Annotated in this window: 10 protein-coding genes; 5 read left to right on the forward strand and 5 right to left on the reverse strand. The window is 66.3% G+C overall.

Features of this window, described 5'->3' with window-relative positions; translation table 11 throughout:
* Window positions 1-118: 118 nt before the first annotated feature.
* The 3 genes from AC5P8C_RS09480 to AC5P8C_RS09490 all read right to left on the reverse strand — a co-directional run bounded on the left by AC5P8C_RS09480 (window position 119) and on the right by AC5P8C_RS09490 (window position 2406).
* Window positions 119-565, reverse strand: coding sequence for a GNAT family N-acetyltransferase (locus AC5P8C_RS09480; protein ID WP_495218644.1), 447 nt, complete (start codon window positions 563-565; stop codon window positions 119-121).
* Window positions 566-749: 184 nt separating this feature from the next.
* On the reverse strand, window positions 750-1334 hold the full coding sequence (locus AC5P8C_RS09485) for a hypothetical protein (RefSeq protein ID WP_021203099.1): 585 nt from the start codon (window positions 1332-1334) through the stop codon (window positions 750-752).
* A gap of 166 nt (window positions 1335-1500) precedes the next feature.
* The gene (locus tag AC5P8C_RS09490) at window positions 1501-2406 is read right to left on the reverse strand and encodes a LysR family transcriptional regulator ArgP (protein ID WP_329838909.1); all 906 of its coding nucleotides are present in this window, start codon (window positions 2404-2406) and stop codon (window positions 1501-1503) included.
* A 138-nt stretch (window positions 2407-2544) separates the two neighbouring features.
* Between AC5P8C_RS09490 and AC5P8C_RS09495 the strand changes: the two genes are divergently transcribed.
* Window positions 2545-3180: a LysE family transporter gene (locus tag AC5P8C_RS09495; protein ID WP_188250150.1), complete on the forward strand. Its 636-nt coding sequence runs from the start codon at window positions 2545-2547 to the stop codon at window positions 3178-3180.
* 167 nt (window positions 3181-3347) lie between these two features.
* Complete coding sequence (locus AC5P8C_RS09500) at window positions 3348-5330, forward strand: alpha/beta hydrolase family protein (RefSeq protein WP_134730378.1); 1983 nt, start codon at window positions 3348-3350, stop codon at window positions 5328-5330.
* Window positions 5331-5387: 57 nt separating this feature from the next.
* Here the strand turns inward: AC5P8C_RS09500 and AC5P8C_RS09505 are convergent, their stop codons facing one another.
* Together AC5P8C_RS09505 and AC5P8C_RS09510 are read right to left on the reverse strand one after the other, a co-directional pair.
* The gene (locus tag AC5P8C_RS09505) at window positions 5388-7142 is read right to left on the reverse strand and encodes a peptide MFS transporter (protein ID WP_019659324.1); all 1755 of its coding nucleotides are present in this window, start codon (window positions 7140-7142) and stop codon (window positions 5388-5390) included.
* 79 nt (window positions 7143-7221) lie between these two features.
* Window positions 7222-8370: an acetyltransferase domain-containing protein gene (locus AC5P8C_RS09510; protein ID WP_495218645.1), complete on the reverse strand. Its 1149-nt coding sequence runs from the start codon at window positions 8368-8370 to the stop codon at window positions 7222-7224.
* 199 nt (window positions 8371-8569) lie between these two features.
* On the opposite strand from AC5P8C_RS09510, the gene AC5P8C_RS09515 reads away from it, so the two are divergent.
* The 3 genes from AC5P8C_RS09515 to AC5P8C_RS09525 all read left to right on the forward strand — a co-directional run bounded on the left by AC5P8C_RS09515 (window position 8570) and on the right by AC5P8C_RS09525 (window position 14202).
* Window positions 8570-10534, forward strand: coding sequence for an OPT family oligopeptide transporter (locus AC5P8C_RS09515; RefSeq protein ID WP_233653107.1), 1965 nt, complete (start codon window positions 8570-8572; stop codon window positions 10532-10534).
* Between the two features lie 207 nt (window positions 10535-10741).
* Window positions 10742-12820 carry an alpha/beta hydrolase family protein gene (locus AC5P8C_RS09520; RefSeq protein WP_019659321.1) on the forward strand — a complete coding sequence of 693 codons (2079 nt, stop codon included), beginning with the start codon at window positions 10742-10744 and terminating at the stop codon, window positions 12818-12820.
* A 137-nt stretch (window positions 12821-12957) separates the two neighbouring features.
* The gene (locus tag AC5P8C_RS09525) at window positions 12958-14202 is read left to right on the forward strand and encodes a DUF819 family protein (protein WP_019659320.1); all 1245 of its coding nucleotides are present in this window, start codon (window positions 12958-12960) and stop codon (window positions 14200-14202) included.
* Window positions 14203-14258: the final 56 nt, after the last annotated feature.

Consider the following 14258-nt stretch of genomic DNA (forward strand, 5'->3'; position numbering starts at 1 on the left):
GCCTTGCAGCATCCATCCGCGATTCTAACCGGATCCGGTCCTTTTTTGATGCAACGCAGCATCCGACGTTTCGCGGCGCTGTCACATGGACGGCAGGCGACGCCCGCCGACGGTGGGATCAGACCAGCTCAAGGATCTCGTCGCCGGCCTCATCGACCCCGCCGGTCGGGCGCCAGCCCAGGCGGCGGTAGAAGCCATGCGAGCGCGAACGCGGGTCGGCCGAGCAGGCCAGGAACAGCCGCTGGTGGCCGGCATCGCGGGTCAGGCTGACCACGTCCTGCAGCAGCTGGCGGCCAATGCCGCGGCCCTCGTAGTCCGGCAGCAGGGCCAGCACCAGCACCTCGCCGCTGTCACGGTCGGCGAAGCAGTAGCCGGCCATGCGCTCGCCGTCCCAGGCGATGCAGCCGATCGAATCGCCCTGGGCGATGCCGGCCACCCAGCTGTCCACCGTGATGCCCCGTTCCGCAAGCTGGGCCGCGCTGAAGGCGTTCTCGCGGGTGCGCCCGCGCAGGTCGATGCAGGCGGCGGCATCTTCGGGGCGGGCGTCGCGGACGAATACAGGCATGCAGGGCATCCTTGCGGTGATCGGCCGCTCAGTATCTGCATGGCGCATGGAATCGATGTGTAGGGTTGATGGAGATTGGATGGAGGCCCCGCAGCAGCAGGGGATAGGGGGATCGGTGCCGCTGATGCCGATGTCGCCCGGCGGCGTGGCAGTGAAAGGCTTTCAGCAGGTGCTTGCACCCCGGTCAGTCACTGCCGACGGTGAAGTACTCCACGGCGAAGTAGCCGATCTGGTAAGCCAGCGTTGCCAGCACCAGGCGCAGCTGTGTGCGTTGGCTGCGCAGTCGCCAGCCGAGCACCGCCACCGCCAGCATCAACACGGCATGCAACGGGTACGCGGCTCCCAGCAGCTTCCAGCGGCTGCTGCCCTTGATGGCGGTATCGACCAGGTCGAGCAGGGTCAGTGCAGCCACCACGCTGAAGATCCAGCGCCGGCGCTGCATGAGATAGTTCCCGTAGCTGCCGTATTCACGCAGGTCGTCGGGAAACAGCAGCGCGCACAGCAGGAACCAGGTCGCGCAGTACACAATCACGAACAGGTAGGTTTCAAACGTCCAGCGGTGCACCTCGATGAGGCGGAACTCCCACCACCAGAAGGTCACCAGCGATATCAGCGTCCACGCCACCCAGCCCAGGTGCAGGGCCGAGCAGCCGCGGCGCTGCGGATGCTCGATGATCTGCGCCAGGCCCTTGAGCACGGTGGTGATCGACAGGCCGAGGATGATGCCCATCACCACCCGGATGTGCAGGAACAGCGGATCGGTCTGCATCGCGGCGCTCCGTGTCGGGTGCTGCGATGCTGGCACAACCGGGCGACCCGTAACGGACCCCGGTCACGCACAGAAGAGCGGAGAAAAAAGGGACGGAGGGGATTAAGTCGTCTTTGCCCGATATGTCGTTTGGGTCTTGAACGACTTAATCCCCTCCGTCCCCTTTTCAGCGCTTGCGCCGGACCAGCGCGGAGGAGGCATCCAGCACCGCGCGGGTCAGCAGGGCCATGGTCTGCACGTCGCCCTTCCAATGCTGCCAGTACAGCGGCACGTCTTCCCACGCGCGCTGGCGCACGTAGACCAGTCGCCCGGCGTCCAGATGCCGCTTGACCAAGGGCAGGGGGTTCATGGTCCAGCCCATGCCGCCCAGGTTGGCCTGCACGAAGGCGCGGGTGGACGGAATCCACCAGGTCGGCGCGGTGCTGGGCAGGTCATCGCCCGCCATGCGCCGGGCGAAGCGCGACTGCATTTCGTCCTTGCGGTTGAATACCAGCACCGGGGCCTGCGCCAGCGCCTGCGCGGTTACGCCCTTGGCGAAATGGTGCTCGCGGAACTCGGGGGTACAGGTCGCCGCGTAGCGGATGCTGCCCAGCGCGTGGATCTGGCAGCCCTGCACCGGCTCATCCAGGGTGGTCACCGCGCCCAGCACCGTGCCCTGGCGCAGCAGTTCGACGGTGTGGTCCTGGTCTTCCACGCGCAGGTCCAGCGTGGTGCCGGTACTCTGCGCGAACTGCGAGGCGGCCTGCGGGAACCAGGTCTCCAGGCTGTCGTGGTTCACCGCCACCGGGATGCTTGCCTGGGGCAGGTCCTCGTCGGCCAGGCCCATACGGTGCAGGGCATCGTGTTCGAGCAGGGCGGTCTGCTCGGCCAGCTGCACCAGCACCTGGCCCTCGGCGGTGGCGGTGGCCGGAGTGCCGCGCTTGACCAGCAGGCGGCCGACCCGGTCCTCCAGCGCCTTGACCCGCTGCGAGATGGCCGAGGGCGTGACATTCAACGACTGTGCGGCGCGGTCGAAGCTGCCTTCGCGGATCACCGCGGCCAGGGCGCGCAGCTGGGCATGGTCGATACGCATCGAATTAAGTTCCGCTAATGTTGGTTTAGGAAGTTTAGCTCGTCTTTTTCATGTTGCGGCGCGACAATGGCGCCCGTTCCGGTGCTGTCCGCCTTCGCGAGGCACCGTTCCCCCAAGCAAGTAAAGGCAGTGAATCCCATGTTCTCGGTCATCTCCGCCAGCACCGGCCTCGGTGCCTGGTTATCTGGTGCAGCTACCGGCATCGGCCTGTTCGCCGTGGTCGGCGCCCAGAGCGCCTTCATTCTGCGCCAGGGCATCCTGCGCAAGCACATCGTGCCGGTGGTTGCCACCTGTGCGGCCATCGATGCGATCTTCATTTTCGCCAGCGTTGCCGGCCTGCGCACGCTCACCTCGGCGCTGCCGTGGCTGACCAGCGCCGTGCTGTGGACCGGCGTGGCATTCCTGGCCTGGTACGCGATGAAGTCGGCACGCCGTGCGATCGCCGGTGGCGGCGGCATGGGTGAGGCTGACAGCGATGACGGCAGCCGCCGCGCGGTGCTGATGGCCGCAGTCGGCTTTTCGCTGATCAACCCGCACTTCTGGCTGGACATGATGGTGATCGGCTCGATCGCCGAGAACTTCGGCAACGCCCGCATGGCCTTCGCCGCCGGCGTGGTGACCGCCAGCTGCCTTTGGCTGACCGCGCAGGGACTGGGCGCACGCCTGCTGGCGCCGCTGTTCACCAAGCCCAGCACCTGGCGTGTGCTTGACGGCACCATCGCCGTGATCCTCAGCATCCTGGCCCTAACGTTGGCGGTGCGCGGGGTCCACTGACCCGGCGCATGCCCCCCGAACCCACGTCCTGACTCTCTCTCCAAGGTAGTGGTAACGACGGCACCGGCAACGGTGCCGTCGTTTTTTCTGCCGATGTGGCGCGGCAAACGGTCACGTGCCTAGAATCGTGCATCCGGACAGGGTGTCCGGTTTTCCATGGGGGAAGGATGCGCAGGATTGTGCTTGCTGTACTGCTGGGAGCGGTTGTGGGCGGAGCATCGGCGGCGACGCTGGACCTGGATCGCTATCTGCGGCAGGAGTCGTTTACCGACATCAAGATTTCACCGGGGGGCGAGTACATCGCCGCGACGGTTCCGCTGGAGGCCGGGACCGCATTGGCGATCTACCGCATTGCCGACATGAAGATGGTGGGCAGCTTCCGCCCGCCCCGCAACGATCACGCCCACACCTTCGACTGGGTCAGCAACGAGCGGCTTCTGGTCGGCATGGCACAGAAGTTCGGGGTGCTGGAGCGGCCGACGCCGACTGGCGAATTGTTCGGCATCAATGCCAATGGCAAGGGCGGCGAGCTGCTGGTGGGTTACCGGGTTGCCGACCAGAGCCTGGGTACCAACATCAAGGTCAAGCCGGCGGGCCTGGTGGCCGCGTACCTCAGTGATGAACTCAAGGACGACGACCGCAACGCACTGGTGACGGTAATCCCGCTGGTCGGCAGTTCGCATGCACAGGTCGAGCGCATGGACGTGATCACCGGTCGCCGCAATGCGGTGGCACGGGCTCCCATTCCCGATGCGGACTTCACGACCGATGAGCAGGGCGAGGTGCGGTTCGCGCGCGCTGTCGTTACCGACGGCACGCAGAAGCTCTATTACCGCACGGGCAGCAACAGCGACTGGATCCTGCTCAACGATGAATCCCTGAGCAAGCGCATCGAGCTGCCGCTCGGCTTTTCGGCCGATGGTCGCCTGGCGTACCTGCAGGTCGAGCAGGCAGACGGGCCTGACGCCATTGTGAGCTGGGATCCGCACAGCAATGAGCGACGCACCGTGCTGCGCGATGGGACGGCCGACCCTGCGCGCATCATCCGGCGCCCCGGCAGCCGCGTACCGGTCGGGGCGCTGTTCCTTGGCAGTGCACCGCGAACGGCATTCTTCGATGATGCCTCGGACGAAGCCCGCCTTTACCGCAGCCTCGAAGCGGGCCTGGGCGGAGCGGTCTACATCACCTCCAGCACGCGCGATGGCAGGACGGTGCTGGTGGAAACCTGGTCAGGCAGCAACCCAGGCGATTTCTATCTCTATGACACGGTGGCCAAGAGTGCTCGGCACCTGATCAGCCGCAGCGACTGGATCGACCCTGCGCTGGCCGCGCAGGTGCGTCCGATCAGCCTGAAGGCGCGTGACGGGCGTCCGCTGCATGGTTTCCTTACCGTCCCGCATGGCCACGAGGCCGGTGCGCTGCCGATGGTAGTGGTGCCACACGGAGGCCCGATCGGCGTTGCCGACGATGGCACCTACGACACCGAGGCACAGATGCTGGCGGCGGCAGGCTATGCGGTGTTGCAGGTGAATTTCCGCGGATCTTCCGGCTATGGCCGGGCCCACATGCAGGCTGCGCGCAAGCAATGGGGGCTGTCGATGCAGGATGACGTCACCGATGCCACGCGGTGGGCGATCGACCAGGGCGTGGCCGACAAGAACCGCATCTGCATCTATGGGGCCAGTTACGGTGCCTATGCGGCAATGATGGGGGCGGTGCGCGAACCAGGCCTCTATCAGTGCGCGGCCGGCTACGTCGGCATCTACGATCTGCCGTTGATGTACGCCCGCGGAGATATCCAGAGTGATGAGTCAGGCCTGGCCTACCTGCGCAACTGGCTGGGATCGCCCAAGGATCTGGCAGAGCGTTCCCCGGTGAATCTGGCTGCGCAGGTACGGGTGCCGGTATTCCTGGCCGCAGGTGGCCAGGACCAGCGTGCGCCGATCGTGCACAGCGAACGCATGGAAGCGGCATTGAAGAAGGCGGGTTCGCCGGTGGAAACCCTGTACGTCAGGAACGAAGGGCATGGCTTCTATTCGCCTGCCAACCAACGCACGTACTACAGCAGGTTGCTGGCCTTCCTCTCGCGCAGCCTGGGGGGACAGGTGGCCGCGCAGGCCGCGCCTGCGGAAAAGAGCAGCGCGCCCTGAGCACGCCGGGAGCGGCGGATGATCGATCCGCCGCCCCGGATTTCGCCTGCACCGGGCTTACTTGACCCCGTGCATCATCTTCTTCAGCAGCGGCGCGGCAATGAAGGCGGCCAGCGCACAGCCCAAGCCGATCCACATCAGCAGCCAGAACAGGTGCGCATAGGCGCCGGCGGCGGCCACCATGTCCAGCGATTCGCCTTCCGGCACCTCGATCGCGGCCAGCTTGCCGAACAGCGCGGCCAGCGTCTCCGAGAAGGCGGTGGCGAGGAACCAGGTGCCCATCATCAGGCTCATCACCCGCGGCACGGCCAACTGGGTGACCGCCGACAGGCCGACCGGCGACAGGCACATCTCGCCACTGGCCAGCAGGAAGTAGGCCAGCACCAGCCACCACACACTGGCCATCTCGCCGGTAGCGCCGACCTGCTGTGCGGCCAGTGCCAGCGGCACGAACGACAGCGCGCCGATCACCAGACCCCAGGCCGATTTGACCGGCTTGCCCGGTTCCCAGCCGCGGCGGTCCATCCACGTCCACAGTGCGGCGAAGGCCGGTGCCAGCAGCACCAGGAACAGGCCACCCAGGTAGGTCAGCGAGCCTGCGGTCTGCGGGATCACCAGGCAGTCGCGCACCAGCAGCACCAGCATCAGCACGACGATGGCGGCGAAGAACGTGCGCGGCGCAGCCGAGCCCGGGCGCCGTTCCGACAGGCGCGCGCTGACCACGAAGCCGAGCGGTGCCAGCAGCAGCGAGAGAATCGACCACGGCAGCGGCGTGCCGCCGGTGATCACCAGCGAGGGCACGATGTCCTTGGTCAGCAGGCGGTCGGTGAAGGTCACCCACGAGCCGTAGGACTGCTCGTACATCGTGAAGAACACCAGCGCCATGAAGATCAGCACCATCAGCGCGATCATCTGCTGACGCTGCACCGGCGTGCATTTCGTGCCGGTGAACCAGGCGAACCAGACCAGCACGCCGCCCAGCACCACCAGCATCAGCATCAGCGCCAGGCTGATTTCACCGCCCAGCGCGAACGCGCCATTGCCGGCGGCCCACATCAGCCAGGCGACCGGCAGCACACCGAGCACCGCGCACAGGTAGATCAGCCATTCGCGCGGCAGGCCCAGCACCTTCTGTTTCAGCGCTGCCGGCTGCGGCGGTTCGGCGTGGCCCTGCAGGTATTTCTGGCCCCACAGGAACATTGCCAGGCCGGCCAGCATGCCGACGCCGGCCGCACCGAATCCATACTTCCAGCCGTAGGCCTCACCAAGGAAGCCGCACACCAGCGATGAGAACAGCGCACCGAGGTTGATGCCGGCGTAGAACAGCGAGAAGCCCGAATCGCGGCGCGGATCGTCCTTGGCGTACAGCTTGCCGACGATGGTGGAGATGTTCGGCTTGAGGAAGCCGACGCCCATGATGATCAGCGCCAGCGACAGGTAGGTCACCGCCAGTGCCGAGGTGTCGCGCACCACTTCGCCGTTCACCCGGTAGGCTGCATGGCCCTCGAAGGCCATGCCGAGGTGGCCGAGCACCAGCAGGATGCCGCCGAACAGCACCGCCCGGCGCATGCCCAGCCAGCGGTCGGCCAGCATGCCGCCGAACACCGGGATGCAGTACACCAGGCCGCCGTAGGCGCCGAGCAGGTCCAGGCCGGCCTTGTCGCCGAACAGGTGGTATTTGGTCAGGTACAGCAGCAGCAGCGCCTTCATGCCGTAGAAGGAGAAGCGCTCCCACATTTCAGTGAAGAAGCAGACGTAGACGCCCTTGGGGTGGCCCAGGAAATCGTCGGAAGCGATAGCGGTGGAATTCATCGCGGAATTATAGGCCTGTGGCCCGATCCGCTTTCAGTGGATCCACGCCATGCGTGGATTGCCGGACTGGTCTGGGCGATCACAGGTATCGCAACCACGGCAGATCGCGCCTTCGCGCTTTGAACCGCGCGAAGGCCCGCGTCGGTGGGTACAGCACCACCGCCAGCGCACAGGCCACCAGCAGCAGGCCGGTCACCGAATCCAGTGCGTACAGGTCACCGTGCGTCGGTCCCCAGATCGCCTGCGCGGCCAGGTACAGCCCCTTCAGCACATACAGGTGCAGCAGGTAGAAGAACATCGGCGCGGCGCCGATATCGGCCAGCGGGCGCAGCGCAAGCGCCAGGGGTGGCCATTCGTACAGGCGCAGCAACAGCAGGCCCACGCCCAGGGTCAGCAGCAGGAACTGCAATGACGGCGGGTACTTGGTGATGTTGAGGATGCTCAGCCAGGTGCGCAGCGTGGTGGTCTGGTACTGCCACGGTGCATCCCCGTACTGGTTGGCGAACCGCAGCAGTGCGAACAGGGCCAGCGCGCCGATGCCTGCCCAAAGCAGCCAGCGCTGGCGCTGCTCTGGCGCGCGCTCGCGACCGAACCACGGTCCCATCAGGTAGCCCAGTGCGATCACCCCGATCCACGGCAGCAGCGGATAGGACGTGCGCAGGCGCAGCGCACCGGCCTCGATCCAGTCGCGCTGGTGCAGCACTTTCCACAGCACCGCCAGCAGGCCATTGCCTTGCACCCGTAAGCCGTCGAACAGGTTGTGCCCGGCCACCACCGCGATTGCCAGCACCAGCAGGGCCGGGCGTGGCAGCCAAAGCAGCCCGGCCAGCGCGATCATGCTCAGCCCGATGGCCCAGATCACCTGCAGGTACAGCGTGTCCGGCGGCAGCTGGAAGGTCCAGGCGAAGTTCACCAGGGTCAGTTCCAGCACGACCAGGAACAGCCCGCGCTTGAGCAGGAAGGCTGCGGTGGCCCGGCGCGGATCCGCCTGGCGCTGGCCGTACAGCCAGGCCGACAGGCCGGTCAACAGGACGAACACGGGCGCACACAGGTGCGCCAGCAGACGGCAGGTGAACAGCGCAGGGGAGACCGTCGCCGCGTCCATCGGGTCGCTTACCTGGTGCTGCAGGAAGAAGGTCTCGCGCACGTGGTCGAGCAACATCAACAGCATCACGGTGCCGCGCAGCTGGTCGATGGAGTCCAGGCGAGGGGAGGGGGAAGGGGGCATGCGATGCAGTAACAACAAGGTAGCATTAAGATATAACATATCATTTGCTGTGTGCCCAACCGGACTTTGCCGGGTCGGTCGATTGCCGGTCCACGTACTGGCCCATTGCGCTGCAGCACACGCCCCATCCTTTGGCACGCTGGACTTGATCTGTCCTGAACGCTAGCGTGGCAGGGATTTTTTGCCAGCAGGGGCTTCCATGAACCACGACGCTGCGCCCAAGCAGCTCACCTTCCGCGCAGTGGCCCTGGCCATCGTGCTGGCGGTGGTGCTGTCGGCCGCAAACGCCTACCTCGGTCTGTTCGCAGGCCTGACCATCGCCACCGCCATTCCCGCCGCGGTGATATCCATGGGCGTGCTGCGCCTGCTGGGTGGTGGCTCCATCCTCGAGAACAACATCGTGCAGACCGGCGCCTCGGCCGGTTCGTCGATCGCCGCCGGTGTGATCTTCACCATCCCGGCGTTGGTGATCATGGGCTACTGGCCGGACTTCAAGTACTGGTGGGTGCTGGGCATCGCCGGCCTGGGTGGCCTGCTGGGCGTGCTGTTCTCGGTGCCGCTGCGCCGTTCGATGATCGTCGAAGATCCGCTGCCGTTCCCGGAGGGCAAGGCTGCGGCCGAAGTGCTCAAGGCCGGTGAGAACCCGGGCCCGGGCCTGAAGATCCTCGGCCTGTCGGCGGTGATCGGTGCCTTCGTCAAGCTGGCCGCGGAAAGCGGCATGCGCCTGATTCCCGATGCCTGGGCCACTTCGGCCTACGTCGGCAGCTCCAAGGTCACCGCCTTCATCGGCACCAACCTGTCGCCGGCACTGCTGGGCGTGGGCTACATCGTCGGCCTCAACGTCGGCATCGTGGTGGTGTCCGGTTCGATCCTGACCTGGCACATCGCCATTCCGATCTACCAGGCGTTCTTCATGAACACCGATCCGGCACTGGCCGCGTCGGTCGCCACCGCTTCGTCCACCGAAGCCGCATTTGCCATCTGGGGTGCGAAGATGCGCTACCTGGGTGTCGGCGCGATGCTGATCGGTGGCATCTGGACCCTGATCTCGCTGCGCAAGTCGCTGCTCAACGGCGTCAAGAGCGGCTTTGCCGCCGCCCGCAAGAGCGGCGGCCCGGTGCTGGCGCACACCGAGCGCGACCTGCCGATGAAGTGGATGCTGGTGGCCCTGGTGGTCTTCGTGCTGCCGCTGCTGGCCCTGTACCAGGCCATCGTCGGCCAGTGGCACGTGTCGATCCCGATGACCCTCATCATGATCGTCGCCGGCTTCCTGTTCGTGTCGGTCTCGGCCTACCTGGCCGGCCTGATCGGTTCGTCCAACAACCCGGTCTCGGGCATCACCATCTCCACCATCCTGTTCGCCTCGGCCGTGCTGGTCGTGCTGCTGGGCGCTGACGGCCTCAAGCCGGTCGGTGCCGGCGGGGCGCCGCTGGGCGCGGTGGCCGCGATCATGATCGGTGCGGTGGTGTGCTGTGCCGCTGCGGTCGGTGGTGACAACCTGCAGGACCTCAAGGCCGGTTACATCGTCGGTGCCACCCCGTGGAAGCAGCAGCTGATGCTGGGCATCGGTGCGTTCTCGTGCGCGCTGATCATGGCCCCGGTACTGAACCTGCTGGCCACTGCCTACGGCATCGGCGTGAAGTCCGAGCTGCACCCGAACGCGCTGGCTGCGCCGCAGGCCAACCTGATGGCCTCGGTGGCCAAGGGCCTGTTCGGAGGTGAACTGCCGTGGACCTTCATCGGCATCGGTGCTGTGGTCGGCGCTGCCATCATCGCCTTCGACAGCTGGCTGAAGTCCCGCAACGCGCGCTTCCGCGTGCCGGTGCTGGCCGCCGCCATCGGCATCTACCTGCCGCTGGAACTGATGGTGCCGATCTTCCTCGGCGGCCTGATCGCCCATCTGGTCGAGCGCTTCCACAGGGTGCGCGCCGATGACGAAGAAGGCCGCGACCGCGTGCACAAGCCGGGCGTGCTGTTTGCCGCCGGCCTGATCACCGGTGAGGCACTGATGGGCATCGCCATCGCGATTCCGATCGTGGTCAGCAGCCGCGCCGATGTGCTGGCAGTGCCGTTCCACCTGCCGGGCGCACAGTGGATCGGCCTGGCCGTGCTGTTCCTGGTCGGCTGGCTGATCTACCGCACCGGCAAGTACGCCAAGGCGTAAGGGACGGGTAGTGCCGACCGCTGGCCGGCAATCCCGGAATCCCGTGATACCCCTGGTTGCCGGCCAGCGGCCGGCAGTACCGCAAACCCCGCTTCGGCGGGGTTTGCTGTTTAGGGCGATTGCCCGCCTGCAGCCATGACCGATGGCCTTGGCAGCCCCGGCCATGCGGGCCTACCATCGGTTTTTTGCCGTCCTGCGGAGACCCCGATGAAACTGCGTCATGCCCTGCTGCCACTGAGCCTGCTGGCCGCCCTGCCCAGTGTTGCCGCTGCCCGTGGCCTGGAAGTCCGCGACATGGTGGCGATGGACCGCGTTTCCGCGCCGGTGCTGACCGCAGACGGTGGCACCGTGGTGTTCGCCAAGCGCAGCGTGGACGCCAACCTGAAGGCGTCCACCGCGCTGTTCGCGCGCAACCTGCGCACCCGCGACGCAGCGCCGCCGAAGCAGATCACCCCGGCCGGCTGGAACGTCAATTCCGCCTCGCTGTCGGCCGATGGCCAGACGGTGTATTTCCTGAGCGCCAAAAACGGCAGCCAGCAGCTGTACGCGCAGCCTATCAACGGCGGTACTCCGCGCCAGCTGACCGACTTCCCGGTCGACGTGGACAGCTACCACGTGTCGCCGCAGGACGACCGCGTGTTGTTCAGCGCCGGCGTGTTCCAGGCCTGCGCCTCGGACCTGGCCTGCACCGAGAAGAAGCTGAAGGAAAAGAAGGACGCCAAGGCCAGCGGCCAGGTATGGGATTCGCTGTTCGTGCGCCACTGGGACACCTGGAACGACGGCCGCCGCAACACCCTGTTCGTCGCTCCGCTGCCTGCGGCCAAGGCCGGTGCAGTCAAGGGCGCCTCGGCACTGAGCGCGACCATCGATGGTGATGCGCCGTCCAAGCCGTTCGGCGGCAATGATGACTTCGCGTGGTCGCCGGATGGCGCCAGCGTAGTGGCCAGCATCCGTGTGGCCGGCAAGCAGGAACCGTGGTCGACCAACTTCGATCTGTACCGCTTCGACGCCGCGGGCAAGCAGGCGCCGGTCAACCTGACCGCCTCCAACCCGGCCTGGGATGCCGGCCCGGTGTTCAGCGCCGACGGCAAGACGCTGTTCTATCGTGCGATGAAGCGCCCGGGCTTCGAGGCCGACCGCTTCGGCCTGATGGCGATGGACCTGGCCAGCGGCAAGACCCGCGAGATCGCGCCGCAGTGGGACCGTTCGGCGGGCGGCATCACCCTGTCCGCCGACGGCGCCAGCATCTACACCACCGCCGACGACCTCGGCGAGCATCCGCTGTTCCAGATCGACGTGGCCAGCGGCAAGGCCACCAAGCTGGTTGGCGACGGCAGCGTGACCTCGGTCGATGTGGCCGGCAACAGCGTGGCGATCACCCGCAACAGCCTGAAGAGCAACGACCAGGTGCTGGTCGGACTGCTGCCGGCCGCAGGCCAGCCGATCGGCGAACTGCGCGCGCTGACCCCGGCTGCTGGCGACGTACTCAAGGACGTGTCCTTCGGCGACTACGAACAGTTCGAGTTCAAGGGCTGGAACAACGACACCGTGCATGGCTACGTGGTCAAGCCGCACAACTATCAGGAAGGCAAGTCCTACCCGGTGGCGTTCCTGATCCATGGCGGCCCGCAGGGCAGCTTCGGCAATGGCTGGAGCTACCGCTGGAATCCGCAGACCTATGCGGGCCAGGGCTACGCGGTGGTGATGATCGACTTCCACGGCTCCACCGGCTACGGCCAGGCGTTCACCGATGCGATCAGCCAGCACTGGGGCGACCGCCCGCTGGAAGACCTGCAGAAGGGCTGGGATGCGGCGCTGAAGAAGTATTCCTTCCTCAACGGTGACAAGGCCTGTGCGCTGGGCGCCAGCTACGGCGGCTTCATGGTCAACTGGATCGCCGGCAACTGGAACAGCCCGTTCAAGTGCCTGGTCAACCACGACGGCGTGTTCGACCAGCGCATGATGGGCTACGCCACCGAAGAACTGTGGTTCACCGAGTGGGAGCAGGGCGGCACGCCGTACCAGAAGGCCGCGAACTACGAGAAGTTCAACCCGGTCAACCACGTGGCGGACTGGAAGAAGCCGATCCTGGTCATCCACGGCCAGCAGGACTTCCGCATCCCGGTCGAGCAGGGCCTGGCCGCGTTCACCGCCGCCCAGCGCCAGGGCATCGAATCGAAGTTCCTGTACTTCCCGGATGAAAACCACTGGGTGCTCAAGCCGAACAACAGCATCCTGTGGCACGACACCGTCAATGCCTGGCTGAAGCAGCACATCGGCAACTGATGGTGAAACAGAAGCGCCGCCCCGGAGGGCGGCGCCGCAACCCATCTGCTTTACCGGTGGGTGCCGACCGTTGGTCGGCACACCTTATCTGCCGCCAACAGCAGCCGGCCAGCGGCCGGCTCTACAAGAGCGCCTGCATGCCTTCGACTGCCCTGATCCAGAACGACATCGTCGTCTTCGGTTTGATCGCCGCCACGCTCGGCGCCGTTTTCTGGACCGCCTCGCGTGAGCAGGGCCTGTGGAAACGCTTCTACACCTTCGTGCCGGCGCTGCTGCTGTGCTACCTGATTCCCGGCATCTACAACACCGTCGGCCTGATCGACGGGCAGAACACCCGGCTCTACAACCCGATCGCACGCGACATCCTGCTGCCGGCGGCGCTGATCCTGCTGACCCTGGCGGTGGACATCAAGGGCATCCTGCGGCTGGGCCCGAAGCTGGTGCTGATGTACCTGGGGGCATCGGCCAGCATCATGCTCGGGGCGGTCGTGGCCTTCCTGCTGATGCGCGCCGTGCATCCGGAAACCGTGGCCGGTGACACCTGGGCCGGCATGGCTGCGTTGGCCGGCAGCTGGATCGGTGGTGGCGCCAACATGCTGGCGATGCGCGAAGTGTTCGACGTCAACGCGACCACATTCGGCCAGTTCGCCGTGGTCGACGTGGGTGTCGGCTATGTGTGGATGGCGGCGCTGATCTTCCTCGCCGGTCGTGCGGCGAAGATCGATGCACGCAGTGGCGCCGATACCTCGGCCATCGATGAACTGAAGGAGCGCATCGCGCGCTTCCAGGCCGAGCATGAGCGCATTCCCAGCCTCACCGATCTGATGCTGATCGTGGCCGTGGCCTTCGGTGGCGTCGGACTGGCACACGCGATCGGTGCGCCCTTGGCGGCGTGGTTCAAGGCAAATGTCAGCTGGGCCGCGCAGTTCAGCCTGGACGCACCGTTCGTGTGGGTGGTGGTGCTGTCGACCACGCTGGGCCTGAGCCTGAGTTTCACCCGCGCACGCAACCTGGAAGGCGCGGGTGCCTCGCGTCTGGGTTCGTTGCTGCTGTACTTCCTAATCGCCTGCATCGGCATGCAGATGGATCTGCTGGCGTTGCTGGACCGCCCGTGGCTGTTCCTGCTCGGCCTGATCTGGATCGCCGTGCACATCGTGCTGCTGTGGTGCCTGGGCAAGCTGCTGAAGGTGCCGTTCTTCTATTTTGCCATCGGTTCGCAGTCGAACATCGGTGGCCCGGCCTCGGCGCCGGTGGTGGCCGCCGCGTTCCATCCGGCGCTGGCGCCGGTGGGCGTGCTGCTGGGCACGATGGGCTATGCCACCGGCACCTACCTGGCCTACATCGTCGGTATTACCCTGCGCGCGCTGGCCGGGCAGGGCTGATGGGGTGGTGCCGGCCGCTGGCCGGCAACCTCATGAACCCGTGAAGCATCACCTGG

It is taken from the genome of Stenotrophomonas sp. YJH_SMC_46, from assembly GCF_059370315.1.

What these genes read in the sequence shown, in the direction of transcription:
- AC5P8C_RS09480 (WP_495218644.1), bottom strand. Translation starts at nt 565, where the DNA reads ATGCCTGTATTCGTCCGCGACGCCCGCCCCGAAGATGCCGCCGCCTGC.
- AC5P8C_RS09485 (WP_021203099.1), bottom strand. Translation starts at nt 1,334, where the DNA reads ATGCAGACCGATCCGCTGTTCCTGCACATCCGGGTGGTGATGGGCATC.
- AC5P8C_RS09490 (WP_329838909.1), bottom strand. Translation starts at nt 2,406, where the DNA reads ATGCGTATCGACCATGCCCAGCTGCGCGCCCTGGCCGCGGTGATCCGC.
- AC5P8C_RS09495 (WP_188250150.1), top strand. Translation starts at nt 2,545, where the DNA reads ATGTTCTCGGTCATCTCCGCCAGCACCGGCCTCGGTGCCTGGTTATCT.
- AC5P8C_RS09500 (WP_134730378.1), top strand. Translation starts at nt 3,348, where the DNA reads ATGCGCAGGATTGTGCTTGCTGTACTGCTGGGAGCGGTTGTGGGCGGA.
- AC5P8C_RS09505 (WP_019659324.1), bottom strand. Translation starts at nt 7,142, where the DNA reads ATGAATTCCACCGCTATCGCTTCCGACGATTTCCTGGGCCACCCCAAG.
- AC5P8C_RS09510 (WP_495218645.1), bottom strand. Translation starts at nt 8,370, where the DNA reads ATGCCCCCTTCCCCCTCCCCTCGCCTGGACTCCATCGACCAGCTGCGC.
- AC5P8C_RS09515 (WP_233653107.1), top strand. Translation starts at nt 8,570, where the DNA reads ATGAACCACGACGCTGCGCCCAAGCAGCTCACCTTCCGCGCAGTGGCC.
- AC5P8C_RS09520 (WP_019659321.1), top strand. Translation starts at nt 10,742, where the DNA reads ATGAAACTGCGTCATGCCCTGCTGCCACTGAGCCTGCTGGCCGCCCTG.
- AC5P8C_RS09525 (WP_019659320.1), top strand. Translation starts at nt 12,958, where the DNA reads ATGCCTTCGACTGCCCTGATCCAGAACGACATCGTCGTCTTCGGTTTG.